Annotated in this window: 21 protein-coding genes and 1 pseudogene; 5 read left to right on the top strand and 17 right to left on the bottom strand. The window is 54.2% G+C overall.

All coding sequences use genetic code 11. From position 1 onward, the window contains the following. Nucleotides 1–128: 128 nt before the first annotated feature. From kaiC to KR51_RS09830, 8 genes are all read right to left on the bottom strand, one after another. Entirely contained in the window at nucleotides 129–1,700 is a 1,572-nt protein-coding gene (kaiC, locus tag KR51_RS09865) for a circadian clock protein KaiC (RefSeq protein ID WP_022607309.1), read from the bottom strand. Nucleotides 1,701–1,793: 93 nt separating this feature from the next. Next, nucleotides 1,794–2,093 carry a circadian clock protein KaiB gene (gene kaiB, locus KR51_RS09860; protein WP_022607307.1) on the bottom strand — a complete coding sequence of 100 codons (300 nt, stop codon included), beginning with the start codon at nucleotides 2,091–2,093 and terminating at the stop codon, nucleotides 1,794–1,796. A gap of 59 nt (nucleotides 2,094–2,152) precedes the next feature. Next, nucleotides 2,153–2,548: a hypothetical protein gene (locus KR51_RS09855; RefSeq protein WP_408638108.1), complete on the bottom strand. Its 396-nt coding sequence runs from the start codon at nucleotides 2,546–2,548 to the stop codon at nucleotides 2,153–2,155. 703 nt (nucleotides 2,549–3,251) lie between these two features. After that, the gene (gene aroF / locus KR51_RS09850; protein ID WP_022607305.1) at nucleotides 3,252–4,310 is read right to left on the bottom strand and encodes a 3-deoxy-7-phosphoheptulonate synthase; all 1,059 of its coding nucleotides are present in this window, start codon (nucleotides 4,308–4,310) and stop codon (nucleotides 3,252–3,254) included. A 126-nt stretch (nucleotides 4,311–4,436) separates the two neighbouring features. Further along, a complete protein-coding gene (locus KR51_RS09845; RefSeq protein WP_022607303.1) occupies nucleotides 4,437–4,949 on the bottom strand; it encodes a PAM68 family protein in 513 nt (170 codons plus the stop codon). A gap of 22 nt (nucleotides 4,950–4,971) precedes the next feature. Then, nucleotides 4,972–5,241, bottom strand: coding sequence for a 30S ribosomal protein S15 (gene rpsO / locus KR51_RS09840; RefSeq protein ID WP_022607302.1), 270 nt, complete (start codon nucleotides 5,239–5,241; stop codon nucleotides 4,972–4,974). Between the two features lie 72 nt (nucleotides 5,242–5,313). Further along, nucleotides 5,314–5,748, bottom strand: coding sequence for a Holliday junction resolvase RuvX (gene ruvX / locus KR51_RS09835; protein ID WP_022607300.1), 435 nt, complete (start codon nucleotides 5,746–5,748; stop codon nucleotides 5,314–5,316). Between the two features lie 24 nt (nucleotides 5,749–5,772). Then, a complete protein-coding gene (locus KR51_RS09830) occupies nucleotides 5,773–6,993 on the bottom strand; it encodes a GNAT family N-acetyltransferase (protein ID WP_022607298.1) in 1,221 nt (406 codons plus the stop codon). A 463-nt stretch (nucleotides 6,994–7,456) separates the two neighbouring features. Here KR51_RS09830 and cruF point away from each other — a divergent pair, with 463 nt between their 5' ends. Together cruF and cruG are read left to right on the top strand one after the other, a co-directional pair. Further along, on the top strand, nucleotides 7,457–8,365 hold the full coding sequence (gene cruF / locus KR51_RS09825; RefSeq protein WP_022607295.1) for a gamma-carotene 1'-hydroxylase CruF: 909 nt from the start codon (nucleotides 7,457–7,459) through the stop codon (nucleotides 8,363–8,365). After that, nucleotides 8,362–9,552 carry a 2'-O-glycosyltransferase CruG gene (cruG, locus tag KR51_RS09820; RefSeq protein WP_022607292.1) on the top strand — a complete coding sequence of 397 codons (1,191 nt, stop codon included), beginning with the start codon at nucleotides 8,362–8,364 and terminating at the stop codon, nucleotides 9,550–9,552. Before cruF ends, cruG begins: the two co-directional genes overlap by 4 nt. A gap of 22 nt (nucleotides 9,553–9,574) precedes the next feature. Here the strand turns inward: cruG and KR51_RS20660 are convergent, their stop codons facing one another. Both KR51_RS20660 and KR51_RS20655 read right to left on the bottom strand, forming a co-directional pair. After that, nucleotides 9,575–9,856, bottom strand: a complete 282-nt coding sequence (locus KR51_RS20660) for a hypothetical protein (RefSeq protein WP_232214586.1) — start codon at nucleotides 9,854–9,856, stop codon at nucleotides 9,575–9,577. A gap of 147 nt (nucleotides 9,857–10,003) precedes the next feature. Then, nucleotides 10,004–10,375 (bottom strand): annotated as a pseudogene (locus KR51_RS20655) (ribonuclease H family protein); the annotation flags it as partial. Nucleotides 10,376–10,827: 452 nt separating this feature from the next. Here KR51_RS20655 and KR51_RS20650 point away from each other — a divergent pair. After that, nucleotides 10,828–11,283 (top strand): trypsin-like peptidase domain-containing protein, encoded by a 456-nt coding sequence (locus tag KR51_RS20650; RefSeq protein WP_051358147.1) that lies wholly within the window; start codon nucleotides 10,828–10,830, stop codon nucleotides 11,281–11,283. 428 nt (nucleotides 11,284–11,711) lie between these two features. Here the strand turns inward: KR51_RS20650 and dusB are convergent, their stop codons facing one another. The 3 genes from dusB to KR51_RS09795 form a co-directional block, all read right to left on the bottom strand. Continuing rightward, on the bottom strand, nucleotides 11,712–12,677 hold the full coding sequence (gene dusB, locus KR51_RS09805) for a tRNA dihydrouridine synthase DusB (RefSeq protein ID WP_232214584.1): 966 nt from the start codon (nucleotides 12,675–12,677) through the stop codon (nucleotides 11,712–11,714). Nucleotides 12,678–12,846: 169 nt separating this feature from the next. Next, nucleotides 12,847–13,470 carry a transcriptional repressor LexA gene (gene lexA, locus KR51_RS09800; RefSeq protein WP_022607284.1) on the bottom strand — a complete coding sequence of 208 codons (624 nt, stop codon included), beginning with the start codon at nucleotides 13,468–13,470 and terminating at the stop codon, nucleotides 12,847–12,849. Between the two features lie 205 nt (nucleotides 13,471–13,675). Further along, complete coding sequence (locus tag KR51_RS09795; RefSeq protein WP_022607281.1) at nucleotides 13,676–13,909, bottom strand: hypothetical protein; 234 nt, start codon at nucleotides 13,907–13,909, stop codon at nucleotides 13,676–13,678. A gap of 171 nt (nucleotides 13,910–14,080) precedes the next feature. Here KR51_RS09795 and KR51_RS09790 point away from each other — a divergent pair, with 171 nt between their 5' ends. Further along, nucleotides 14,081–16,144: an NAD(P)/FAD-dependent oxidoreductase gene (locus KR51_RS09790; protein ID WP_022607279.1), complete on the top strand. Its 2,064-nt coding sequence runs from the start codon at nucleotides 14,081–14,083 to the stop codon at nucleotides 16,142–16,144. A gap of 72 nt (nucleotides 16,145–16,216) precedes the next feature. Here the strand turns inward: KR51_RS09790 and KR51_RS20975 are convergent, their stop codons facing one another. The 4 genes from KR51_RS20975 to KR51_RS09775 form a co-directional block, all read right to left on the bottom strand. After that, nucleotides 16,217–16,351 (bottom strand): hypothetical protein, encoded by a 135-nt coding sequence (locus KR51_RS20975; protein ID WP_269634907.1) that lies wholly within the window; start codon nucleotides 16,349–16,351, stop codon nucleotides 16,217–16,219. A gap of 66 nt (nucleotides 16,352–16,417) precedes the next feature. Then, nucleotides 16,418–17,719 carry an MFS transporter gene (locus tag KR51_RS09785; RefSeq protein WP_022607278.1) on the bottom strand — a complete coding sequence of 434 codons (1,302 nt, stop codon included), beginning with the start codon at nucleotides 17,717–17,719 and terminating at the stop codon, nucleotides 16,418–16,420. A 469-nt stretch (nucleotides 17,720–18,188) separates the two neighbouring features. Further along, a complete protein-coding gene (locus KR51_RS09780) occupies nucleotides 18,189–19,211 on the bottom strand; it encodes an NAD(P)H-dependent glycerol-3-phosphate dehydrogenase (RefSeq protein WP_022607277.1) in 1,023 nt (340 codons plus the stop codon). A 2,055-nt stretch (nucleotides 19,212–21,266) separates the two neighbouring features. Further along, nucleotides 21,267–23,039 carry a hypothetical protein gene (locus KR51_RS09775; RefSeq protein ID WP_022607274.1) on the bottom strand — a complete coding sequence of 591 codons (1,773 nt, stop codon included), beginning with the start codon at nucleotides 23,037–23,039 and terminating at the stop codon, nucleotides 21,267–21,269. A 541-nt stretch (nucleotides 23,040–23,580) separates the two neighbouring features. On the opposite strand from KR51_RS09775, the gene accC reads away from it, so the two are divergent. Next, nucleotides 23,581–24,924, top strand: a complete 1,344-nt coding sequence (gene accC / locus KR51_RS09770) for an acetyl-CoA carboxylase biotin carboxylase subunit (protein ID WP_022607273.1) — start codon at nucleotides 23,581–23,583, stop codon at nucleotides 24,922–24,924. Nucleotides 24,925–24,930: the final 6 nt, after the last annotated feature.

Genomic DNA, 24,930 nt, shown 5'->3' with positions numbered 1-24,930 from the left:
CGCTCCACCCTCGTTCGGGGGGTCGCAATAGGGGCAATGCATGGGAGCAACCGCATCCAGTGTCTCTTCCAGGACCGATCCTATACTTTTTTGGTTTACTACCCACTCATCTGATTGCGGGCAAAACCCTACTCTGGACGTTCCTCTACGGTGATATCGCGAACGCCCTTAGCAATCCGCGAGAGCTCGCTCTTCTCGTCTGCTGTTACTCGCGTCGGTGCGCCACTAATAATGCGTTCGTAGTTACGGAACGAGTCTTTGATATCTGGTCCTTGGCGACTGATAACGTATTCGCGAATACCTTTATCATGCCAGGAACCGCGCATTTTGAATACGTTGATAGCCCGCGCCATCTCGCCGCGGATTTCGACGTACTGCAGCATAATAATTGTGTCGGTAATCGTGGAGATATGCGAATCGGTGATCGAATGCGATCCGAGGAACTGATCGGTCGTGTTCGTAAAGAAACCAGTAATCTCTTCCTGCTTGGCGTAACCAGTAACGCCGATGACGAACTGCCGAAATGCATTGTTCGTAACTCCCCGCGCGAGTGCAGACAGCGAGTCGATCGCAATACGGGTTGGCTTGAATTCCTGGATTTCCGATTTGATCGACTGCAAGTGATCTTCGAGCCCCGCCGACTCGGGGTAAGTGCAAATCAGTTTCAGCAAACCGCGCTTTTCCATCTCCTCAAAGTCAATGCCCCAAGATGAAGCATTGCGAGAGAGCTGAGCGCGCGACTCTTCATACGCAAATAGAATCGAGCGCTCGCCGCCATGGCAACCTTCCTGTAGGAATTTACTAACCAGGAGAGTTTTGCCCGTCCCCGTTGCACCCGTTGCCAAAATGATCGAGTCTTGGAAGAATCCACCACCACACATGTCGTCGAGGGTCTTGATTCCCGATGAAATCCGTATGTTGGAGGAGCGTTGTGTGAGGCGCATTGCTCCCAACGGAAAGATATTGATCCCGTTGTTGTTGATCGTGAAAGGGTACTCACCTTTCATGTGGGTCGTACCGCGAAGTTTGAGAATTTCTACCGTCCGACGCCGACGCTCGCCTTCAAGCACATTACGAACGATTACGACATTGTCAGAAACAAACTCCTCAACACCAAACCGGGCAACTGGTCCGTATTCTTCCGTTCGCTCCGTGGTCATGATCGACGATACACCGATTTGTTTGAGACGGGCGGATAGACGGAAGATCTCGCGCCGGATCACCGAAGCACCTTCGTACTGTTGGAATACTGCCGTGACAGAGTCAATCGAGACGCGCTTAGCTTTGTATTTCCGGATAGCGTATTGAATACGCTCGATCAGAGCCGACAGATCGAAACTCCCGATAATTTCCTGACCTTCTGGGTCGGGAGATGCATCGAGAATAAACAACCTGCCGCGTTCGGTCAAATCCTGCAAGTCCCAGCCAAAGCTATAGGCATTAGTAATGATATCGATCGGTGATTCTTCAAACGTAACGAAGATTCCCGGCTCGTCAAAATTCTTGATGCCGTTATATAGAAACTGTACTGCTAAAAGTGTCTTTCCTGTCCCCGAAGTACCGCTAACGAGTGTCGTCCGTCCGACAGGAATACCGCCATGGCTGATCTCGTCAAAGCCTTCAATCATCGTCCGAATCTTCTGGACGCCGACTTTGCCATTACGGTCGTGGTGTTTGCCGTTTTCGTTGCTAACGTTCATCGCTCGTCTGTTTCGGTAGGATTACAAAGGGTGAATCTACCTGCCCGGACGTTTGTGCTGCAGCAGGTATACCTTAGAGCATTAAGTCCTTGTTTATTCGCCGATCTCCTCGTACAGCAAATCCAATCCGATGAGCACTTTCTCGCGGTCTGACAAGTCACCGATGATTTTGCGAACTGGAGGAGGGAGAACCTTTGCTAGTGTTGGGGTTGCTAGAATCTTATCTTCTTCAGCAAGTTGCGGGTTTTTTAGCACGTCGATGACTTTTAATGCGTAAACCCCCTTAAACTCGCTTTCGAGGATTTGCTGCAATGTCGTCAGTGCCCGCATTGAATCAGGCGTATTGCCGGCGACGTAAAGCTTTAGAACGTAAGTCTTGCGAGAAGGGGTCATAGGGTGCCCAGAGGGAGTAAATGGAAAGAATCGTTAAACCGTGTTATCGCCGAGGCACGTCAACGCTCATAACATTCTGCGTGCGGATCAGCGGCAGCCGACCCTTCGTGGGGCACTGAGCGACGATATAACTCGCACAAATGTGCGATGACGTCGATGAGCGTCAGGCGATAGTCGAGTAACACCTCATCGCTGCGCCCCTCTAGTTTGAGCTGTTGGGAAAACTCGTCCATCAACTCCATGTGCAGTTCCATAATTTGCGAAACAGAGAGGTCGGCGAAAAAAGCGCGGTTGACAAAACGGTCGATCCAGCTATTAGCCCGCTGCTCGCCGGTGAAGTAACCGAGCACGACCTGCCGATAGTCCGCTTGCATCTGGCTGAGGAGATGGTCTCGCTCGGCTTTGGAAAGATTGCGATAAAACTCCTGCTGGTTGCGCTTATGGTACACGCCAATGTAGTTGGATTGCTCGATGAGTTGGAGTAGAGGGGCTAGAACTTCGGAAGAGGCAATGCAGTGGAGGCACGACAGTCTCCTAACTCCTCCTACCTAAACTGCTTGCCCTCTTCGCTCGGCTGGTTGCCCCGAACAATTTGCCGAGGCTGGCGCGCAGGAGAGGTCAATATCAGCTACCGCAACTGCAGGGGTTGCCTTAGCGATCGAATCGAGACGAACTTAAGCAGGTATTGCCAGGCCAGCAGCTGTCATCGTTCACCCAACAGGTCTGCGGCTGCAGCACGCGAGAATCAACGCCCTGTTTAATAAAAATTTAACATTCTTTGCGTACCTGGGCAGAACGGCAACGAAAATAAACGGGCCGCTTGGCAAGCGCACTAAATAGTACCTCAGCCCTGAATTCTGGGCAATGAGCTCTTGCGGTTAGTGCTGGCAAAGTCGTGTGCTCTTGCGATCGCTGCCACTAACCCTCCCTACGCGCCAGGCTATCCGAGGTGGCAATCGCGTGCAATCGAGCTGTCCCCTATCCATTGGGACGATTTGCAACTGCATTCGCATGGAATAGGTAGGGCGCGCGAGCTCCTTCTAGAGGTGTTAAATAACTTTTGCCTAAAGCAAGCGCGGTACCTACAAGTCTTTGCAACCTGTAAACACCGCGCTAAAAAAAATCAGTCCGAGCGATCGCCAGAAGCAAGCCCTGCTGTTATGCGATTGCCAATTCCAGTTCGGGCCAGCGGTCGACTGCCTTGCCGACAACTGCCAGCTCCTGCATGAGACGATCGAAACGTTCGGGGGTGAGCGACTGCGGCCCGTCCGATAGTGCCTTGGCAGGGTTCGGATGCACTTCAATCATCAAGGCGTCCGCACCAGCCGCAACAGCTGCCATTGCCATTGCCGGAACGTACTCGGCCTTACCCGTCCCATGGCTGGGGTCGATCGCAATTGGCAAGTGGGTCAGCGTCCGCAACACGGGCAATACCGAGAGGTCAAGCGTATTGCGAGCATAACGGCGGTCGAACGTACGGATACCGCGCTCGCAAAGAATGACGTTGGCATTACCGGCTGCAAGGACGTACTCGGCTGCCATCAGCCACTCGTCGATCGTGGCCGACATACCCCGCTTGAGAAAAACCGGTTTGCCCTGCGCGCCCACTTTTTTCAGTAGCGCGAAATTTTGCATGTTGCGCGCGCCCACCTGCAGAATGTCAGCTACCTCGGCTACTTTTGCCACATCCGCCGTATCCATGACCTCGGTAATGATACCCAATCCGCTTGCCTCACGAGCAGCAGCAAGGAGTTCTAATGCGCTCTCGCCGTGACCCTGGAATGAGTACGGCGAGGTGCGAGGCTTGTAAGCACCGCCGCGCAAGAACTTCGCCCCGGCAGCGCGCACGCGTCGCGCCGTGTCGACAATCATCTCTTCGTTTTCAACCGAGCAAGGACCGGCAATCGTAACGATCGGTTGGTGCTCGCCGAATACAACTGGACCGTTGGGGGTCGGAACTACAACGTCGCTGGGCTCCCCGTGACGGAACTCGCGGCTGGCGCGTTTGAAAGGTTGTTCTACACGCAAGACTTGCTCGATCCAAGGGCTGATCTCTTGCAGCTGCAGCGGATCGAGGGCTGCCGTGTCGCCGACCAAGCCGACCACCACTTTGTGCTTGCCGACGATCTTCTCGGGTGTCAGGCCCCATTCTGCGAACTCCTGACAGATTCGAGCGACCTCGGCTTCGGGCGAGCCGACTTTCATGACAACGATCATGGCAGACTCCTTTGCGGTACAGATATGACTGTGAGACGTCCAACTGAATCGATTCACATCGCTCGATCTCACTTAGTCGAGCGTAAATAGCAGTGGCGGAAACTGGTAGGCGTTCTTATCGATTCTTCATTCATCCTTGGCAGCACGCGCTTCCAGTCGCGCTGCTCGCCAGGAGGAGAACAACCGCTCGACGTTAGTTTTAAACTCGTTCCAGCCGACGAGGCTGCCCGGCTGTTCCTCCCAGGATGCGGAAAGAATTCCGTAGCTCAGACCTAACACGCCGATGCCAAACAGCCCCATGCTAACCAGGAGGACCGCATAGCTGGGCAGCTCGAACCAATGGTTGCTAACAATTAGGTAAGACACTAAGAAGCTGGCAATGCCCAGCCCGGTTGGGAGACCGCTCAGCAATCCCATGCGCCGGAGCATTCGTTGGCTGACGGCTTCCGGTATCGCCGAGAGGGATGCTTCAGACTTACTGCTTCCCCGAATCATTGGCGAGCGATCGCGCGCTGCAGTCGAACCACTTCCAGCACTGACGGCAGAGGCAGCAGCAGGACTCGTATTGGATTTTGAGGGCTTAGGTCGCTTGCGGTTGGGCTCGAACGGCAGGCGATCGCGTTGAGGAGAGTCGGACATAGTTTGTCGCGCCGTCGCGGCTCTAACGACGGATTCCAAGACTGGCAATCAAGCGTTGGTAGCGCTCGGGGTCTTCTTTGTAGATGAAGCCAAGGAGGCGACGCCGCCGGCCGATCATCTTTAAGAGCCCGCGCCGCGAGGCGTGGTCTTTTTTGTTGGCCTTAAGGTGCTCGGTCAAGCTCTTAATGCGTGCGGTCAACAGCGCGACCTGAACATCTGCCGAGCCCGTGTCGGTCTCGTGAACTTGAAAGCCGGAAATTAATTGTTGTTTGCGCTCTTGGGTCAGGGTCATAGCCAGGGTAACGGCGACAGAGGTCGGAAAATTAATGACATGACAAATAAAGATAGTAGCACTAATAATCGCTCAACTTCCAGATCTCCGTCGGTCGAGCCACTGTTGAAGAATGATGGCTGCAGCGCGAGCGTCGATCGCAGCTTTGTCGCGACGCGGGGAAAAGCGGCGGTTGCTGCGTAGCTGCGCCTCGGCTTCTACGGAAGTCAAGCGCTCGTCGACGAACTCCACGGGCACCTGCAGCGCCGCACCTAGGCGCTCGGCGTAATCAGATACAGCACGAGCTTGAACTCCTGAGTTGCCATCAAGGGTGTAGGGCATGCCAACTACAAGCAGTCGGACGCCGCGAGCGTCAATGAGCTGCTGCAACTGCTCGACATCGCGGGTGAAGGAAGTCCGCCGAATAGTCGTGAGCTCGGAAGCGATCAGCCCCGTACCATCGCAACCGGCTACGCCGACACGCCGCTGACCGACATCCAATCCTAGCGCTGAGACTCGCTCGACCATCCCATTACCCAGGGGCTTCGTGCTTCATGAAGAGGGGGGGCGATTGCATGGGTGATTGGTTGCAGGTTCGACGCGATCGTTACCGTCCTGACAAGAGCCTTGCATGCGGCTGCTCCCGCCCAATAGGCGTTGGGCAAAGGCGGTTCGCAACCAAGGCAAGCGGCTTGGAATCGGCGTACGACGCGGTTGCAATCCCTGCAACATGCCCGAAAGCTGGAGGCGATCGAGCGCTGGGGCTGGCTTTGCCTCGCGGAGTTTGTGCCAGACCGACCTCGACATGAGGAGCGCGTGAGCAATGCGCTCGGCTGCCAGCTGTTCGAAGTAAGCTTCGCGCTCGGGCTGGTAGTCAGCGGAAACCAACTGCAGCGATTGCGGTGGTGCAGTCTGGGCGACCTGTGCCATCTGGGCGATTAGCTCAGGATACAGCCACGTGTATGCGGGATGAACGGTTAAGTCAGCTGCATGAGCGTGACTGCCGTCGCGGCAAAGAGCCAACTGGAAATACCCGATCGCGGCTTTACGTTGGGGCTCGAAAACGTAACCGCGCACGAACTCGACGTTTCCGAACCATTGGCGGACACGTCGGCTAATCGCTTGCAGGATATTCGTGCGGAAATCATCGATGTGGCGATCGAAGACCTGGCGGAGCAGGGGCGGCATCGACACCGTATCGAGCTGGTAAAGCAACTGAGCATCGGCATTACCGGCCGGAAGCAAATTCGGCAGGCGCGGTTGGTTCTGCGCGATCTGCGCCAGTGGTTCAGAGGCAATTGCCCAGTAGGTCAGCTGGGCCAGGGGTTGAAATCCATTGCGGCGGTAAAGCCCCAATTCCTGCTGATCGCTGACATCGACTTCCAAAACCCACGTGCGCGCTTCCCAAATTGTTTCTAGACAGTGGCGCAGCAGCACCGAACCGACATCGCCGAGATTGGCATCGGGAGAAACACAAACCCGCTCGACGCGCCAGGTACTGCTCTGTTTGTTAAATGGAGCAACGTGGATTGCGCCAACTGCGCGATCGTCTTGCTCGGCAACGCTGATACAGAGAGCGTGTTGGGCTGGATTGGGGAACCAACGCAACACTTTCAGCGGTCCGAACCAACGCCGCATTTGTTCGAGCTGGCGGTCGGGGTCGTTGCCACCTGCCGTATCCTTCGCTTGCGCGATCGCATGGAGGAAATCTAAGTCGCGAAACCGAACGGGACGCACAAGCACATCGGCGGGATCGGTTGCAGCCGGAGTCATATTAAGTGCCCTCGATAGAGTACGGGGCGACTGAGCGCAAACACCCCGATCTTAACGGTTTTCTGCTGTTCGACCGGTTCAAACGGTTACCTTCAGTACAGTTCTAAATGAGTTCGTGCCCGAACTTTCGGAATCGATTCCTGCTTGCTAAACTGCGCTACGACCATCGCAGGATAGGACGGTTGGGCTCCATTGGGCGTTTGAGTGCCCTCGGCAACTCCCGAGATGAGCGGGTTTCTTAGGGGATTTGCAAGTTTTCGACTTAAGCATCTGCCAGTTGCCATCACCGTGAATTTTTGTAAACTATTTTTTGTAAACTGTTGCTAGCGTCCATTGCGTTTCGCAAATCGACTGCATCGCCTGCGGTCCGACGCTCCAAGATTGGGAATTAAGCAGACAGGCGAACGAGCGGAGTCAGGTGCCCCGCGAGAGCGATCGCGCCTATGAGGAGGATTTGATTTTGATGAGCGTATTGCGAAGTACCGAGCGGGTTATGTTGGGCGGTCACTTGCTAGCGATGCTGTTCGGATTGGCAGGGTTGATCTTGGTGCTGCCGAACCAGGCTTTCATCACGAGCCTGCCGCCTGTGGGTCAGTCTGCATTGTCATGGTCCATGGCTGGGGGCGGAGTCGTTTACATGCTGATGGGCGCCGCAGCAGTATTCCTTTATGCATGCCGCACGCTCGGACTCTGGCACTGTGCTGGTTTTTTAGTACCTGCAGTCGCGCTCTCACTCGGCAGCGAACTGCTGGGAACGAGTACAGGATTCCCGTTTGGGGACTATCGCTATCTCAGTGGCTTGGGTTACAAGATCGCCGGACTAGTCCCGTTCACAATCCCCTTATCCTGGTTTTACGTAGGCTTCGCGGCGTACTTGCTGGCGCGCGCAGCTCTATCCGCACGCGGGGTTTGCGGCTGGCGTCAAGTTGCTGGTGCGATCGCGATCGGATCGCTGTTACTGACAGCGTGGGATTTAGTGCTCGACCCGGCTATGAGCCAGACGGCAGTTCCATTCTGGGTATGGGATCGGCCCGGAGCGTTTTTCGGCATGCCCTATCAGAACTTCCTGGGCTGGGCTGGGACGGGAGCTTTGTTTATGCTCGTCTCATCGCTGTTGTGGCTGAAGAAGCCCGTGCGGTTTCCCTACGATCAGCTGGGACTGCCATTAGCAATTTACCTTGGCAATCTGCTGTTCGGGATTGCACTGAGTTTAGCGGCGGGATTGTGGCAGCCGGTGTTGCTATCAACTGTTTTGGCATTGATCCCGGCGATCGCGCTGTACTTGCTGGCATCGTCGCCCGGTTCGGATCTCCCCAATGATTCCGGAACATCCATGCTGTCTGTCGCCTCGATGGGAGTGCTGCACAAGTGACCCAGGATATCAGTCCGGAGATAGCCGGTTCGATTGCAACCGGGCTGTTGATGCTGCAGATTCCAGCAACCTTGGTTCTGTTATCGCGGCTGCTCCGCGGCCCGGGTCGCCTGCCACCCTTAATGCCCAAAACAGCAACGCCCGAACAGCTGGGAGCCACGAGCGTTGTCGTTCCGACTTTAAACGAAGCCGAGCGGATCGGACCCTGCCTGGAGGGGTTGAGTCGACAGGGATGTGAAGTGCGCGAAATTGTGGTTGTCGACAGCCGTTCGACCGATGGAACGCCGGACTTGGTCAGGGCGATGCAGCATCGCGATCCGCGTTTCCGGGTTATAGAGGACGATCCGCTGCCGCCAGGATGGGTGGGGCGTCCGTGGGCGCTGCATTGGGGCTTTCACGCGAGTTCGCCGAAAAGCCAGTGGTTTCTTGGCATCGACGCTGACACGCAGCCGCGACCGGGATTGGTGGCCAGCTTGCTTGACGTAGCTGAGACTCAGGGCTTCGACTTGATATCGCTAGCGCCCCAGTTCGTGTTGGAATATCCCGGTGAGTGGTGGTTGCAGCCAGCATTGCTCGTCACGCTTATCTTTCGCAGCCAGCCAGCAGGGGCCGACGCACTCATTCCCGAGCGCGTCATGGCCAACGGCCAATGTTTTCTCTGTCGTCGACGCATTCTTGAAGAATTGGACGGTTATAGTTCTGCTGCCGCCTCGTTTTGTGATGATGTCACGCTAGCCCGCAATATTGCGGCTCGCGGCTACCGGGTCGGTTTCCTCGATGGCGCGCGCGTCTTTGGAGTGCGAATGTACCTAGGAGCTGTCGAAACCTGGCGCGAGTGGGGGCGCTCGCTCGACCTCAAGGATGCAGCTCAACCAGGTCAAGTGTGGGGTGACCTGTGGTTGCTTTCCTGCGTACAAGCTCTGCCGCTGCTGGCATCGATAATACTGTCGCTGCTATGGGTGACGGCGCGTGTCCCGAGCGTAACGGCCGCACTCGGGATTAATCTTGGATTGCTCGCAATGCGCTTTGCCTTGCTGTTGGCGATCGCGCCCTCCTACACGGGGAGTGGTCCCTGGCGATCGTTAGCATTTTGGCTGTCGCCGCTGGCAGACTTGCCAGCCGTAATACGGATCTTGCTTTCAGCCCTACGCCGACCCAAGAAATGGCGGGGAAGGGCCTATGGTTGAGTGCAGATGGCTGGCTTAACGGCTAGCAATCGGTGCGTTCGAGTTGCCAGAGAATTTGATTTCCTTCACGGCGCACGCGAGAAACGACCCAATTGCGCCAAGCCCAATGATCCCCCCGGCTGGTGACAGCACTAGCATTAACATCCATCAAGTCGGCAAGTTCCGAACTGCTGATCAAATATCCCTCTCGAGCAATTTCGTCGGCAATGCGGAGGGTTTCGATCAGGTGGTGAAGCTGCGAGAGGCGGACCTCGCGAGGAAGTTGAGAGTCGTCGTCGGCGATCGGGGCTGAGTTGGATACCATCTCGGTTGCTGGGCTCAAGCTAGAGGTGGGCAATATTATCGTTTTAGGGGCGGCGGCATTCGAATGCTTGAGGTTGGGAGTACTGCCGCTGGCAAATGCCCGCGCGATCTCATCGCAGCGGTCGTTCCCGATATTGCCGCTGTGCCCGCGCACATGATGCCATTGCACAAACGGCTGATTGAGACGGTCGAGTGCCTCCCAGAGATCCCGATTGAGGACGGGTTTTCCCTGTGCGGTTTTCCAGTCTCGGCGCTTCCAACCCTTCACCCACTGGGTAATGCCCTTAAGGACGTATTCGCTATCGGTGTATAGCGCGACTGGCGTAGTTTGCCCGAAAGTCCTCAAGAATTCAAGGGCAGCAGCTGCAGCTTGCAACTCCATCCGGTTATTCGTCGTTTGCGCGGTTGCTCCCCCTAGTTCGTGGACCGAGCCATCGGCAAAGTAAATTGCCGTTGCCCAACCCCCAGGCCCGGGATTGCCCGAGCAGGCACCATCCGTGTAAATCGTCGCAATTGCCATGGATCGAGCGTTAAACCGAAATCATCCTACCAGGGTCGGCGCGCTCTACCGCTGCTTCCGTGAAGATCGTCTACATTGGGGTGGCGGCTGCATTCAGCCGAGGCACCATCCAGCGGGTGTTTAGAGCACATGGCACACGCGCTCGCACGCTGGGGAAGGTTCTTAGCTCAACTTGCTATCGGTAGCGGTCTCAGATTACTAGTCGGTCATCACTGGCGCGACCCCATTCCTTCGACAAGAACGGCTACACCACCCTTCGTGGCTTCAAGATTGCCGCCGTTGGCTCCCATATTGCCGGCACCGATCGACAACCGCGAGTTCAACTTCATTGCAGCTGCAGTCCAAGAGGTTGGGCCAGCCTTTGTTCGCATTGATGTAGCTGGGCGCGAGGTGAGCAGGACGTCATTGAAGCAACGGATTTACCAAGCGCGCGCTTTATCCATTCAGGTGGGTTGCTCCCCGGAGAATGGGCAATTGCGATTGGCAATCCCTTGGGACTGAACAACACCGTCAAGGTTGGAATTGTGAGTGCCGTTGGGCGTCCCAGTTCCGAGGTTGGCGTTCCCCAAAAGCGCGTGCGCTTTATCCAGACCGATGCTGCTATTATTCCAGGCAACTCAGGCGGTTCCCTGTTGAATGCATCGGGCGAAGCGAACGGCATTAATACAGCAATTCGCATGAATGCAGAGGGGCTGGGGTTTGCAATTCCAATTGAGATTGCGGCGCGCATCGCCGACCAGCTCGTCGCACATGGGAGTGCCGCACATCCTTACATCGGTGTCCGGATGGTGACGTTGACGCCTGGATTAACCATGGAGCTAGAACTGAGCAGCGGATTTGAACTTGATTTGGGTGTTGAAAGCGGTGTCGCGGTCGTTCAGGTAGATGATGGGTCGGCAGCCGACTGAGCGGGATTCCAACCTGGTGACGCGATCCAGAGCGTCGGCGTACGCCAGTTGCCCCCCCTTAGAGGTTCAGGAGCGAGTCGATCTCAGCGAAATTGGTGTTGACTTAGAAGTTGATGTGTTGTGTATTGGTTGCTGCAAAACCCTGGTTGTGCAGCCAGACCCCACATCCAAACTCCTAGCTATCCATGCGAGCGTGTTCGTTACCAGGGGGGATGCGTGAATCATTAATATACGGATCTTCTTGCCGTACTCACTATCCTCAATGCATCTCGACCGAAAAGCAGTTAGTTTGATGTGAGCTGCAATCGCCATTATAAAGCTCTTTTTGTCGTACTCACCATCCTCATTGCATCTCGACCGAAAAGCACCTGGTCTGATTTGAGCTGCAATCGCCGACCCGCTGCGAACTCGAAACGATATGGTCGAATCTATTGGTCCAGGTGCTCGATTGATGCATCGAGCAAGCGCAGGCCATCCTCAACGCTTTCCAATTGCGCCAACAACTCGCGCAGCTTTGCTGCTTCACAAAAGTTGCGCGCATACCAAGCCATGTGCTTGCGTGCTTGCCGAACCCCGCGATCGCCTTTCGCTGACTGCAGGCCAATCAAGTGCTCCTTCGCCAGTACTAGATATTCTTGTGGAGAGCGTATCGGTTCGCGTTCGCCGAAGCGCAACCAACGATCGATATCGCCAACTAGAAAAGGGTTTCCGAGCGTCCCGCGCGAACACATAACGCCATCAGCGCCGGTTTGCTCCAAACATCGAGCTGCTGTCGCCACTGAAACAATATCGCCGTTGGCAATTAGTGGAATCGAGATCGATGCTTTTACGCGTGCGAGCCATTCCCATCGGGCTGCTCCAGTGTAGCCCTGCGATCTCGTGCGGGCGTGTACGGTTAGCATCTGTGCACCGGCAGTTTCTAAGCGGCGTGCAAATTCCACGATTTCGATCTCATCGTCGCTCCAACCCAGGCGTGTCTTTACCGTTACCGGCACGTTGACAGCGGCAACCGCTGCGTCTACTAACCGTGCCGCTAGGTCGGGCTGGCGCAAAAGCGATGACCCGCCACCCTTACGCGTAATCTTGTTGACCGGGCAACCCATATTGATATCGACGGTCAGAGCACCGTGCTCGACTGCCATACGTGCTGCCGCACCGATGAAATCCGGACGACTATCGAACAGTTGTACGCTCAGCAACTGCTCGTCAGGATCCACGTCCAGAATTTTGTCGAGCTGCCTTAGATGACATAACTCCCGCGCATTGACCATTTCTGTATAAGTCATCGACTCGGGCGCAAAGCGCCGCACCAAGCGCCGAAACGTGCGGTCGGTAACCCCCGAAAGCGGCGCCTGCAAGACACGCGATCGCACTGTCACCGAGCCGATTTGCATGGGTTCGTACAAACGTGCACGCAATGCTCTTGAAAACATTCCAACGGCAGTATTTGGGGAAGTTGTGGTTGCGGTTGCGAGCACGGACTTTGTGGAGATCGTCGAATTAAATAACCGGTCAAACGAGTGAGGCACGCAGAGGTAACTGCTGCCACCGTTCAATTCTGAGTTACCACTGGCGTTGACTGTTGCCGTTGTAGTCGCGCCAAACACCGGCAAGCACGCCCTGGACCTCGAGATTATCGACCGGCACCTCGATTGGATCGTAGTTGGGATTCGAGGCTTTGAGAATTGCTTTATCGCCACTAAAATACAGGCGCTTGAGCGTCGTCCCGATCCCTGCCACCCTCGCTGCAACGATATCTCCGGCTTGAGGCTCGCGACCGCGTTTCATGATTGCATAATCACCTTCCGCAATGCAGTCATCGATCATGCTATCGCCGACCACTCGCAGGGCAAAACAGTTGGTTTGCTGGAATGCTCCAGCCAGGTCCAAGTGCTCGACACAGTCTGTAAACTGCTCGACTACCCCACCTGCCGCGATCGCTCCCATGATCGGAACGCCATCTCCACTCTCCGGGGGCTGAAGAATCCGAATGGTACGAGCCTTGCCCTCTTGCCAGTTAATGTAACCTTTCGAGCGCAAGCGCTCCAATCGGCTTTGGATCGGTGCGGGAGATTTAAGGTTCATCGCCCGCATCATCTGGCGAATAGACGGCGCATAACCCTGGCTTTGGATATAGTCCACCAGCCAGTCATATAGTTCTTGCTGGGCTTTCGTTAGGGGCTCCATATGCTCTGTCCTGGGTGTGGGGGTGCAACGCGGTACGGCGACCGTTTTTAGAACACGGGTACTAATACCATCTTGCCACCAATTCACATCGACGGAAAGAGCAACAAGCGAAATTTTGTGAAGCCTTGGGTAGGGACAGAGCGAGTAAATGTAAAGTCGGCAAAACGATGACGCCGCACGGGGCAGTTGCCAACTTACCCCGGATTCAAACTACTACTCGCCAGGCCTGCGTAACGATATCACTGAGCCAGCGACGCTGCGCGCTGTCGAGAAGCGGATCGTCGGCCAATACCTCGGCAGTTAGATCGTCAAGAGAGCGTCCTTGAGCTCGGGTTAACCGCACTACCCCTGCAATGGCTGCCGCAACGATTTCTTCATCTGGTTGCTGTTGGGTGAGCGCAACAATTTCTTCGGAGCTGTCCGGAATGGGATAATGCATGGCGGGCGAGAGGGCAAAACCGAGCCAATCTAAAGAGCCTGCAAAAAAGTAAACTTTTGTATATGAATTTAAGCTTTGATACAAAGAAGCTTAGCGTATTTTGCGAGGGCAGGCTTTAGATATTCATAGGCAAAAGCTGGGTTCGCGCCGGGTGTTGGCGTTGGGTGAAAAATGAGAGAGCTGCTTTACATTGAGGTTCCCGTTCCGGAAACAGCACGCGTCCGCGACTGGCTGCAGTTGGAGTGGAGGCCACCATGCGGTCATAAACTCCCTAGTGTCGAGGGCGCGCGGGTAAGATTTGCCGAAGGCGGGGGCGAATTGAGTGCGTTCGTGTGGTCGTTACAGCGCACGACTTACCTCAAGCTGTTTGCGGACGATCGCGTACCTGCTGGTGCCGCCCGCCGGATCCGACGGCAGCTTGCACGCGCTCTGCGACAGCAGTTTCCGCTACATTACCCGGAGCTGCCTGCGATCGCGTCCGAGCGGTCGATTTTTGAAGAACTCGCACCGTACTTTCCGCTAACGGTGAAGTACTTCGGCACGATGCCGAGCGGCGAGGCCGACTTGCGGCGAGCATACTGGTGGGAACAGCGTTGGCGCGCGCGCGCGCGCCAACCCCAGCCCGCCATACCGGTGGTGTTCCGCAGCGAGGTCGATTCGGACTCGGACGCAGAAGCCGCGCCAATTTTCGATCTAATTTATATCGGAGGGGCATTAGGGGCCATCCATGCAGTAGCCATGGCCCGCTTGGGCTATCGCGTGTTGCTCGTTGAGCGACTGCCGTTCGGTCGCATGAATCGGGAATGGAATATCTCGCGAGCAGAACTGCGAATGCTGGTCGATCTGGGCGTGCTGACAGCAGCGGAGTGCGAAAGCACGATCGCGCGCGAGTATGTCGACGGATTTAGCAAGTTCTTCGATGCCAACGTACCGCCAGCGCTGCAGGCGGAAATTTTGCATACGCCCACAGTGTTAAACGTCGCACTCGATTCAGAGCGCTTATTGCACCTGTGCGGCGACAATCTGCGCCGGGCAGGTGGTGAGATTTGGGACCAAACTGAGTTTCTGCGGGCGGATGTAGGGACCGCGCAAGTGACTGTCAAGGCTCGACATTTACCGAGTGGGGAAGCTCGTGTTGCAAGCGGCCGCCTCGCGATCGATGCAATGGGTAGTGCTTCGCCGATTGCCTGGCAGCTAAATGGCGCGCGGGCATTTGATAGCGTTTGCCCGACAGTAGGCGCAGTAGTCAGCAACTTCCCACCAGGGGTGTGGGACTCCCGCTATGGCGACGTACTCAACTCCCATGGCGATATCTCGCGCGGTCGGCAGCTCATTTGGGAACTGTTCCCGGGGGCGGGGGATGACTTGACGTTCTACTTATTCCATTACCACCAAGTACATCCCGATAATCCTGGCTCGTTGTTGGAGATGTACGAAGATTTCTTCGCAATTTTGCCCGAGTATCGCCGCTGCAATCCTGCATCACTGACGTGGAAAAAGCCGACATTTGGCTACATTCCCGGTCATTTTAGCCTGGGCAGTCGCGATCGCGTGGTGGCATTCGATCGCCTTCTAGCGCTGGGGGATGCAGCATCGCTGCAGTCGCCGCTAGTGTTCACCGGGTTTGGTTCGCTAGTCCGAAACTTGCCCCGGTTGTCGGTGTTGCTAGATGTGGCGTTAAAAGGCGACACGCTGCGCGCAAGGGACTTGCAGTGCATCCGCGCTTATCAGAGCAACGTGTCAGTTACGTGGTTATTTTCGAAAGGCATGATGGTGCCGACCGGACAAACGCTGCCGCCTCAGCGCATTAACGCTATGCTCAACACATTTTTCGGTTTGCTGGCGCAGGAACCAACTGAGGTTGCCGATCGCTTCATCAAGGATCGCGTTGACTGGTTGACCTTCAACCGTTTGGCTTTGAAAGCTGCTTGGTTAAATCCTGCATTGATCGGCTGGATTTGGGAGCAAGCAGGGGCAAAAGATTTCCTCCGCTGGATTGGCAGCTACCTGGCGTTCACGCGCGATGCGGCCGTAGGCTGGTTGTTGCGAGGCTGGTTTCCAGATTGGGTGCGCCGAATGCGTCCGCAGCTGGAAACGCGCAATCCTGCTGTGTGGCTACGCTTGCTAGCGATCTCGTACAATCTGACGGCTGGATTAGGGATCGTAGAAGATGTCGAACCGCTGCTGCCACCTGCACCTGCGCTGTTGCGATCGCCTGCTCGGGAAGGGGGCTAGGGTGCGACGTTCCCCCAACACAGCAGCTCTTCTGGTAATTTCTTGCCTCCATCCAATACTGTAATTGCTGCCCTAGCGCCAGTTCATTAACGGTACGGGTCGAGAGAAGCTCAATGCAGTCAGCTCGGAATCTTTGAGAGCAAAGTCGGCCCGACGTTGCTCGCAGAAGAACGCTCGCTTACCGCCTGAATCGCGCGCATGACGCATCGGTCACCTTTCAGTAGCAGTAAGTTTTCCCGATGCTGGGGCAAAATCTGCATCTGCGCCGTTTGTCTAAGCCGTTTCGCGAATTCCTTGAGTTAAAGCGGACGCAACGAGCAAGGAGATACCACCAAACGCGATCGCTAGTAACGGATCGTTATCGAGTAAGTTGTCCATCACCCAGCCCATTCCCAGCACTACCACAATCTGTGGAATGACAATGAAAGTATTAAATAACCCCATATAGATGCCAGTTTCGCGTACGGGGAGGACTTCTGAAAGCATTGAATACGGGAGTGTCAATACGCTCGCCCAAGTCAGACCGAAGCATGCCATTGGCAATAGCATCGATATGCGATCGCTGGCGAAAAATAACAGGATTAGACCGATACCGCCCAAAAGTAGCGATGCCGCATGCATGAATATGCGACCGGTTAGGGCCGATAACCGCCCGAGTGCTAGCGAATAGACAAAACAGACGGCGTTATACAAACCGATGCACAATCCCGCCCACTCGATGCCCTCGGTGTAAAGTACCGTGCTCTCGCTCGCCGCACCGAAGATCTGGTGACTGACAGCAGGTGGGAAATAAATGAATACGCAGAAGATACCCAACCAGCTAAAAAACTGCACCCATGCTAGTTGGCGCATAATCGCCGGCATAGTTGCAATTGCGCTTAGAATCCCTTTGAAGCTGCCGAGGATGCCACCACTCTGCTCCTGCCGGCGGCGGAAGTCCTTCATATTTTTGGGCGGGTGCTCCTCGGCCAGCAGCACGGTCCACAGCACGGTTCCGAGAAAAACTGCTGCTCCGATGTAGTACGACCACTTCACCGTCAGCGGTACCTGACTGTCAACACCCGTCGCGTTCTGAAGTCTAAAAATGTGGTTGAGCATCCACGGACAAAGAGATGCTATAACCGCACCGGCTCCAATGAAGAAGCTTTGCATGGCAAAGCCGCGCGTGTATTGAGATTCCGGAACTAGGTCGGAGACAAAGGCACGAAATGGCACCATACTTACATTGACCGACGTGTCGAGAATCCATAGCAGTCCGGCTGCCATCCACAACGTTGACGAGTTTGGCATCAGCACCAGCGCAATCGAGCTGAAGATCGCTCCAATGAGGAAAAACGGACGCCTGCGTCCCAGCGGACCCCACGTGCGATCGCTCATGTAGCCGATGGTGGGCTGAACGATCAAACCGCTCAGCGGCGCCGCCAACCAAAGCAAAGGGATCTCCTCGGGGGTTGCGCCAAGGTACTCATAGATAGCGCTAGTGTTTGCCATTTGTAGTGTCCAACCGAACTGGATGCCGAGGAAGCCGAAGCTCATATTCCAGAGCTGCCAGAACCCGAAAGGCTGCTTCCGCACAGTTGGCTCAGATGCGGCAGCTAGATCATTTCCTTGCAGTTGGGCATCTCTCGTTTTTGCTTGCGGCATAGAGTTTTGGAGACCGGGGAGGAAGTAATGGCGAATGGCAGCTGGGATGCTACGGTCAGGACAACCTAAACGAGCTGGGCAAGGACTTGAAAAGACTTTTACCAGGATGGTCGGGAATTTCATGTAATACCCAATCCGGGGAGTATCATCCTTGGCAGATCGCTGAAAGCCTCACAGTATCAGCGTGGAGGAGTTTAAATTTGGTGAGTGATTACCCGAATTTGGTATAACTCTTGCGGCAGACTAGGGGTTGAGTTTACTCGGATGCAGAATTTTTGACACGTCCTTGTAGTAGGGAATTGTAACCAGCGATCGCCGACGGCTTTGCATGCAGCAAGCGGTGCGTCAGTCGGAAGCCGCAGGCTTTGCATCGGGTGCAACCGCCCAATTGCGATTTGCTTTAACTGTCGTCGTCTTCGAACAAATCGCAGAATTCGGGCTTGAGGTCGCGCTCCATTAATGCCTGAACGGCTTCCTGTGGGGTAGTAACCCCCTTGAGCAGGCGAGAAACCTGACGGGAAATCGGTATGGGAATCTCGTGTTGGTTAGCCAAACGTACGAGCACGCGCGCAGTGTTGACGCCTTCAGCAGTTCCTTCCAACTGATCGAGAATCTCCACGAGGGTTTTGCCTCGGGCTAAACCGAAGCCAACTTGGTAGTTCCGCGACAGCGGGCTGTCACAGGTAGCCAGCAGGTCGCCTAGACCGGACAGTCCGAAGAAAGTCTCCGCCGATGCACCGAGGGTGGTACCGACCCGTATCATTTCGGGCAGCGCGCGGGTTAGCAAGGCAGCCTTGGCATTGGTACCGAGCTTCATGCCGTCACAGACTCCCGACGCGATCGCCATGACGTTCTTGAGCGTGCCTCCCAGTTCGGTGCCGATGGGATCGGTGTTGACGTAGACGCGGAAGGTATCGGTGGAGAAAAATTCTTGCACGCTTTCAGCCGCAGGAATATCGGTACTAGCAACCACAGTTGCTGCCGGCAGTTTTTGCACGATCTCCTTAGACAAATTCGGACCCGAGAGCACGACAACTGGATGATCGGGAAAGGCATCCTGCCAAATTTTGGACGGCGTGCGCAGGGTTTTGGGATCGAGACCCTTGGTTGCGGTGACGATAATGGTGCCTTCAGTTAGACCGATCTGCCTTACCTGCTCGGCAACTGACGGTACGCCCTTCATCGAGACGGCCGAAAGCACAATATCCGCACCGGCAATGACATCAGCTAAATTTTCTGGGCTACGACGAGACCACATGCGAATTTTGTGTTCGCTTCGCTCGGCGATCGCTGCCAAGGCCGAACCCCATGCCCCCACACCAATAACGGCGAGGGTCTTAATGGCACTATCACAGGGAGCGATATCTGCTGCTGCTCGAAGGGTATCATCGGGCGAGACTTGCGTTGAAATCCTTTCGATCATTGAACACCTGTTCCCGAACTTTGCCTGCAGGAGCCCTGCCCATAAGCACATCAGCTTAGTGCTATGCCGGCCATGTCCAACCATGCGAGGCATCCACGTCGAGCGTCCGCACTAGGTTAGTGCTGAGTTAGCACTGAATTGAGACTGGGTAGTACTGACTGTCAACTTATATGGCGATAACCCATAACGCTGTGACTAGTTACTCCTGCCGACTTGGGTACTAAGAATCGTTAGATTTCGATCATACCTACTGATTCAATCGCCGATGTCCGTCGCAACACCGAAATTGCCAATCAACTCGAAGATGTGTGACTCCAGACAGATGCGTGAATCCAAAAAGAAGACCTTGAAGGACCTGAGAAAAACGCACAATTCAGCGCTCATTGCAAGAACTGAGCTTTGGTAGCTATCGATTGACAGAGCAATCAACTCGAGTTCGGCAGGTGTCCGGTAGTCGTCACAATCAAGCCAGGTTCTACCTTGAGAGAGCTAGAGCAATGACCGCTCGGCACTGGCTCGGCAGGCGTTCAGCCTCGGCGACCCAATAGTATTGCTACTCCTAGTGCACAGGATAGTACGAACAGCACCAGGATCGTGCCACCGGGCAAAAATGTAAAGATTCCTAAGCCACGTAGTACGTAGACTAATAACGTCAGGGCAAGGACCCCGACAAACATTCCACTCAACACCGAACCGTTCACGTGTATTCCTCCAAGCCCGATCGCAGCTGACTCGAATTGAATCCCTCTACTGATGCTAACTCGAATAGTCGCTCCGCGAAATTATCCATCTATTTATAGCCTCGATCTAATACTTCCGTTGGGAAATCGGTCGAGAGTGCTTACATCTAAAGAAGTTGGAAACTATAGGATCTCGGAATTACTTCAAATTATCTTGAGGTTTTAGCTCTAGCAAAAAGTTCGAGTATAAAAGATATTTGAGGTCGGGAAAATATGAAATCTTGATTTTTTTCAATTCTGAAGGTTAGATAGACATTGCAAATCTGCTAGAGCATTCTTCAAACATATAAAAGCAAGAACTTTGTTGTCAGAGAAGCAATTCTATCTAGATCGAATACATCTGATCTTTGCATTTTTTTGCATATGGCTTACACTTTATTCGAGCAATTATCTAGAGGTCTTCAATATCCGTCTTTAGAAGGGAAGATAGATGCATTCGACTCCATTGTTCTCCCAATTGTCATCTAAAGCGGTTGACACTATTGGTTCTATTTGACGATTGAAAGATGACGTGTTATACGAGTTCGTGAAACTTTTCATAAGAAAATTCAGCACCGCCCTGCGATGAGCCTTCGCAGGGCATCAGAAACTACCTAGTGTGGGGTTCCTAGACTTATTCCAGCGTTAAGCAGCTGCTGAGTTTTCCCCCAAGAACGTCACATGTACCCTATAGTGCATGTATGTCACGTTTTATGATAGGCTAAATCAGCCAGATCCCAGCCAGAGATAACAAAGTTTCCCCGAAACGAGAGCTTAGATACGGAAAGCAGCTTCGTGTGAATCTTGGTTTGCTGCTATAATTTTTAGTTAAAGATTTAAGACATATTTACGAAGGCTAAAACCAATGAATCTCAATATTCTTATCTTTTATAACGTACAGCAACATGCCCGCTTCGTCTCCAAAATTTTCCCAGTCAAATAAAACCGTCTTGTCTCTATTTCTGAGATTCCTACACAACCAATTGTCTGCTTGCTTTTCTCCACTGAATTACGTCTCAAGCAAGCCAGAAGTTTCTCTTTAATAGAGAAAAAGCAAAGTTTTTCAGATAAATAAATGAGCTAAATAGTATCTATCTAGAGAAAATCAAAACGAGCAGCGAAATATCAAACTTGCGTATATAGTTGAACTCCTCTTTGACTAAGTCATGCTCTTATCGCATAACGAAATAGTGGAGCACAAATAGGAGGGGTAGACTTTAATCTAAACAAATAAAAGACTGTATGTATACTAGTTCACCTCATTTCACCGATCGAGATCGGTGAAGATGCAGATGCTAATTTCTGAATAGCCCTCAGCCTTACAATCGCTGTCGAATTATATCTCGCTCGGCGATCGCCTCGACTCAGCTACAATTCGCAAGCAATCGCCGTCGAGCAGAGTCTTTGTCCGTGTTTGGTCTTGGAATACAGCACACTGCTCGAGAGCTGTCAGCAGAACCGGAGTTTCACCCCTTTCTAACCGAGCAAGGGCTTCATCAGCAGCTGGTTGATGTTGCAAAATCCAGCTATTGTTCGACAGATAGTCGCGGGAGAATGACCGATCTTCTAGCAACCAAAATGATATATCATACGTATCTAAAAAATCACTGATAGTTTGCCAATCCGAACTGTATTGAGCGCGAATCAAATCCGCTGCCGTTTTGCGGAAAGGCTGGTAATAACCTAAGTGATAGGGAATTGCATATTCGCTGCCGACGGCGATAGAGCGTTGGGCGAAGCTAGGAAGGTTATTGGCTTCTGCTACCAATGAAGCAACACGAATGTCCTTCGGTTGCTGCTGCAGAAACTCGTACAGGTGTGGAGCAGTTCCAACTTTATAAGCTGCGATCGGGAAGGTGTCAACCCAGAAGGGATAGCAAACCAAGGGTGTTGCAATTAACCCAACTGAGATTATGGTTGAGATCGATCGCCAAGGGGGTGATAGGTGCCGGCTGCCTCTGAGAACGGAATCGACTAAGATCGCGATCGCGACTCCGGCTGACAAACAAAGAACCACTCGTAAACTGTGACCTGTGTACCGACTGGGCAAATGTAAGCGAAACAATAGGACGTGAGCGGCAAAGAACATCAGCAGTGATGCCGCCAGAATCTGCGGTAAAAGGATAACGCGCGGGTTTATATGTCGGACTAAAGGGAACCAGTTTGGCAAACGACTGAAGATCGGTACTAGGAAACCTAGTGCATTGGTGACCGGCGTGAGCGCGCCAGCAATATGGATTCCACTTCGTCCCTTCAACCAAAACTTTGCCGGGTCATCGTCGTAGAAGAAACGAACTCTTCCCCCGGGAAAGAACTCCGGAAACTGCCTAGCTTGAGCAGCAGTCATCGTCGGACCGTACTTGCTGGTGGTCAAGACAAATGGCAGCATTGCCAAGAATGCTGTTCCCAGCCCGGTGTAGATAAGCCACCGCTCTTTGAAGTCGCGAATGATATACATCCGCCCGCGTTCCCATTTAAATAAGCGTAAAATCAACGTAACGATGGATATTAGTACAAGCTGCGGATAAAACAGTGCTTGAAGGGCGATCGCAGATGAACATAGCACTAAGGACTTGCGAAGAACTGAATAGATAAACCCCAAGAACAAGATATAAATAAAGGCTTTTGGCGTCCCAGAAAATACCGCGTCGGTCAGCCCCAAGCTCTGCGTCAACAAAATGCTGGCGCAAAATCCAGCCAATGGAACTGGCAAGATCTCAAGCCCTACTAGAAAGCTTAGGAAGGCTCCTAATAAGCCCAGTAAAACCGGCAGAATCTTATTGAAGGTAAAAGGCGAAATGTGGGCGATCGCGGCTAGGCGGTATACTGCTCGATATCCTGCTGGTGCGACGGATTGGAAGTAATCGGCAATGGGGTCGTTGGGAAACAAGCTGGGGTCGACGTAACGCAGCATCCAAAACACGTGCTGCCGGGCATCGTCTTGTACAACATATTCGCTGCTAAAGGCTTCTTGCAAAGCCTGCAAACTGACTGCCAGTGCAAACAACAAACTTAAGCTCAACCAAAATAACTGCTGTCTGCAACTGCTGCTGCCGTTCAGAGGGCTCAATCGGGCATGCCAGATTTTGGAAAATGGGCCTAACATCATAAGCGCGATCGTGCAGATTGAATTGAGTTTCGACGATAGCAGTTTTTGCAGGTTTTAGCCTCAAGCACTGAGGTTGTAGAGGTCGCTGAGTCGGAGCTGTCAGGCAACTTGCCTCGAACCTCGTTTCCGCAGTTTTTACGCGTGGCAACAACTCCTGAAATCTTCCGGACAACATTCCGTGCTGCTTTGCGAGTGGCAGATCGAATTGGCTCTTTCTGCATAATCAGGTCATCATAGGTTGCATCTTTGCTCGATGAAACTCGTGGCGGAAGCGTCGGTAGTGGCGCATCACGAGCTCTCCCCGTCCAGGCACACTGCTGAGTCGCGTCTTACGACTGCATCTATCGGGCGGATAACTGTCACGCGGGGAATATGGATGAAGCGATCGCGGTTCCTCCACCGTCGCCCTAGCAACCTACCTGGCTCCGGGAGTACAAAGGTCCCGGAGAATCTGAGATGATAAATCGACGTGGGGCGATTGGGGTCGCGCGGGGTCGCAAACGGTTATGCCCGCAAATGTCAGGGCCGAGGCGCGTAAAGAATGAAATTCTCGAAAATTTTGATTGCCAATCGCGGTGAGATTGCCCTACGGGTTCTCCACACCTGCGAAGAGCTTGGAATCGCGACTGTTGCCGTCCACTCTACGGTCGATCGCAACGCGCTCCACGTCCAGTTGGCTGACGAGAGTGTCTGCATCGGACCGCCGCCGAGCAGCAAAAGCTATCTCAATATCCCCAACCTCATCGCAGCTGCCCTGACGCGCAACGCTAGCGCTATCCACCCCGGCTACGGGTTTCTGGCTGAAAATGCACGCTTTGCTGAAATCTGTGCCGACCACCAGATTGCGTTTATCGGACCGACGCCAACGGCAATTCGCTCGATGGGCGATAAGTCCACCGCCCGCGAGACCATGATCCGTGCGGGCGTTCCGGTAGTGCCCGGTAGCGACGGATTGCTCGATACCGAAGCCCACGCCCACAAAGCCGCTCGTGCGATCGGCTATCCAGTAATGCTTAAAGCTACGGCTGGTGGTGGCGGTCGCGGCATGCGCTTGGTCCGCGACGAAGGCGACCTCGTGCGCCTTTACCGGGCCGCACGGGGTGAGTCGGAAGCGGCCTTTGGAAATGGTGGCGTCTATCTGGAAAAATTTGTCGATCGCCCCCGTCACATCGAGTTTCAGATCCTGGCTGACTGCCATGGCAATGTCGTTCACCTGGGCGAGCGCGACTGCTCGATCCAGCGACGCCACCAAAAACTGCTCGAAGAAGCGCCGAGTCCGGTCCTCTCTGAGGATTTACGGGCGCAGATGGGAGCTGCAGCCGTCCGTGCGGCTCAAGCGATCGGCTACACGGGGGCGGGGACGGTGGAGTTCCTCCTCGACAGCGAGGGGAATTTCTATTTCATGGAAATGAATACCCGCATCCAAGTGGAGCATCCCGTGACAGAAATGGTCACCGGTTTGGACCTTATCGCCGAACAAGTCCGTATCGCTCAAGGCGAGGAATTGTCTTTTACCCAGGCAGACGTGCAGGTGCGCGGCCACGCAATCGAATGCCGGATCAATGCCGAAGACCCCGATCGTGACTTCCGCCCGCAGCCCGGCCGCATTAGTGCTTACTTGCCACCTGGCGGTCCTGGCGTGCGCGTAGACTCTCACGTTTACACCGACTACGAGATCCCGCCTTACTACGACTCGCTAATCGGCAAGCTAATCGTGTGGGGCCCGACGCGAGACGTCGCAATCCGGCGTATGCAGCGAGCCCTGCGCGAATGTGCGATCACTGGTGTGACGACAACAATCGGGTTCCACCAAAAAATCCTCGAAACCCCGGCATTTCTCGCTGGCGACGTTTACACGAACTTCATCGAGCAGCATCTCCTCTAGCCTGGA

Source organism: Rubidibacter lacunae KORDI 51-2, from assembly GCF_000473895.1.
GTDB classification, from domain to species: Bacteria; Cyanobacteriota; Cyanobacteriia; order Cyanobacteriales; family Rubidibacteraceae; genus Rubidibacter; species Rubidibacter lacunae.
Note: the sequence above shows the minus strand (reverse complement) of the source record. Positions and strands in the feature narration are given on the sequence as shown.

What these genes read in the sequence shown, in the direction of transcription:
- kaiC (WP_022607309.1), bottom strand. Translation starts at nt 1,700, where the DNA reads ATGAACGTTAGCAACGAAAACGGCAAACACCACGACCGTAATGGCAAA.
- kaiB (WP_022607307.1), bottom strand. Translation starts at nt 2,093, where the DNA reads ATGACCCCTTCTCGCAAGACTTACGTTCTAAAGCTTTACGTCGCCGGC.
- aroF (WP_022607305.1), bottom strand. Translation starts at nt 4,310, where the DNA reads ATGATCGTTGTCATGAAAGTCGGCTCGCCCGAAGCCGAGGTCGCTCGA.
- KR51_RS09845 (WP_022607303.1), bottom strand. Translation starts at nt 4,949, where the DNA reads ATGTCCGACTCTCCTCAACGCGATCGCCTGCCGTTCGAGCCCAACCGC.
- rpsO (WP_022607302.1), bottom strand. Translation starts at nt 5,241, where the DNA reads ATGACCCTGACCCAAGAGCGCAAACAACAATTAATTTCCGGCTTTCAA.
- ruvX (WP_022607300.1), bottom strand. Translation starts at nt 5,748, where the DNA reads ATGGTCGAGCGAGTCTCAGCGCTAGGATTGGATGTCGGTCAGCGGCGT.
- KR51_RS09830 (WP_022607298.1), bottom strand. Translation starts at nt 6,993, where the DNA reads ATGACTCCGGCTGCAACCGATCCCGCCGATGTGCTTGTGCGTCCCGTT.
- cruF (WP_022607295.1), top strand. Translation starts at nt 7,457, where the DNA reads ATGAGCGTATTGCGAAGTACCGAGCGGGTTATGTTGGGCGGTCACTTG.
- KR51_RS20660 (WP_232214586.1), bottom strand. Translation starts at nt 9,856, where the DNA reads ATGGTATCCAACTCAGCCCCGATCGCCGACGACGACTCTCAACTTCCT.
- dusB (WP_232214584.1), bottom strand. Translation starts at nt 12,677, where the DNA reads ATGCAAATCGGCTCGGTGACAGTGCGATCGCGTGTCTTGCAGGCGCCG.
- lexA (WP_022607284.1), bottom strand. Translation starts at nt 13,470, where the DNA reads ATGGAGCCCCTAACGAAAGCCCAGCAAGAACTATATGACTGGCTGGTG.
- KR51_RS09795 (WP_022607281.1), bottom strand. Translation starts at nt 13,909, where the DNA reads ATGCATTATCCCATTCCGGACAGCTCCGAAGAAATTGTTGCGCTCACC.
- KR51_RS09790 (WP_022607279.1), top strand. Translation starts at nt 14,081, where the DNA reads ATGAGAGAGCTGCTTTACATTGAGGTTCCCGTTCCGGAAACAGCACGC.
- KR51_RS20975 (WP_269634907.1), bottom strand. Translation starts at nt 16,351, where the DNA reads ATGCGTCATGCGCGCGATTCAGGCGGTAAGCGAGCGTTCTTCTGCGAG.
- KR51_RS09780 (WP_022607277.1), bottom strand. Translation starts at nt 19,211, where the DNA reads ATGATCGAAAGGATTTCAACGCAAGTCTCGCCCGATGATACCCTTCGA.
- KR51_RS09775 (WP_022607274.1), bottom strand. Translation starts at nt 23,039, where the DNA reads ATGATGTTAGGCCCATTTTCCAAAATCTGGCATGCCCGATTGAGCCCT.
- accC (WP_022607273.1), top strand. Translation starts at nt 23,581, where the DNA reads ATGAAATTCTCGAAAATTTTGATTGCCAATCGCGGTGAGATTGCCCTA.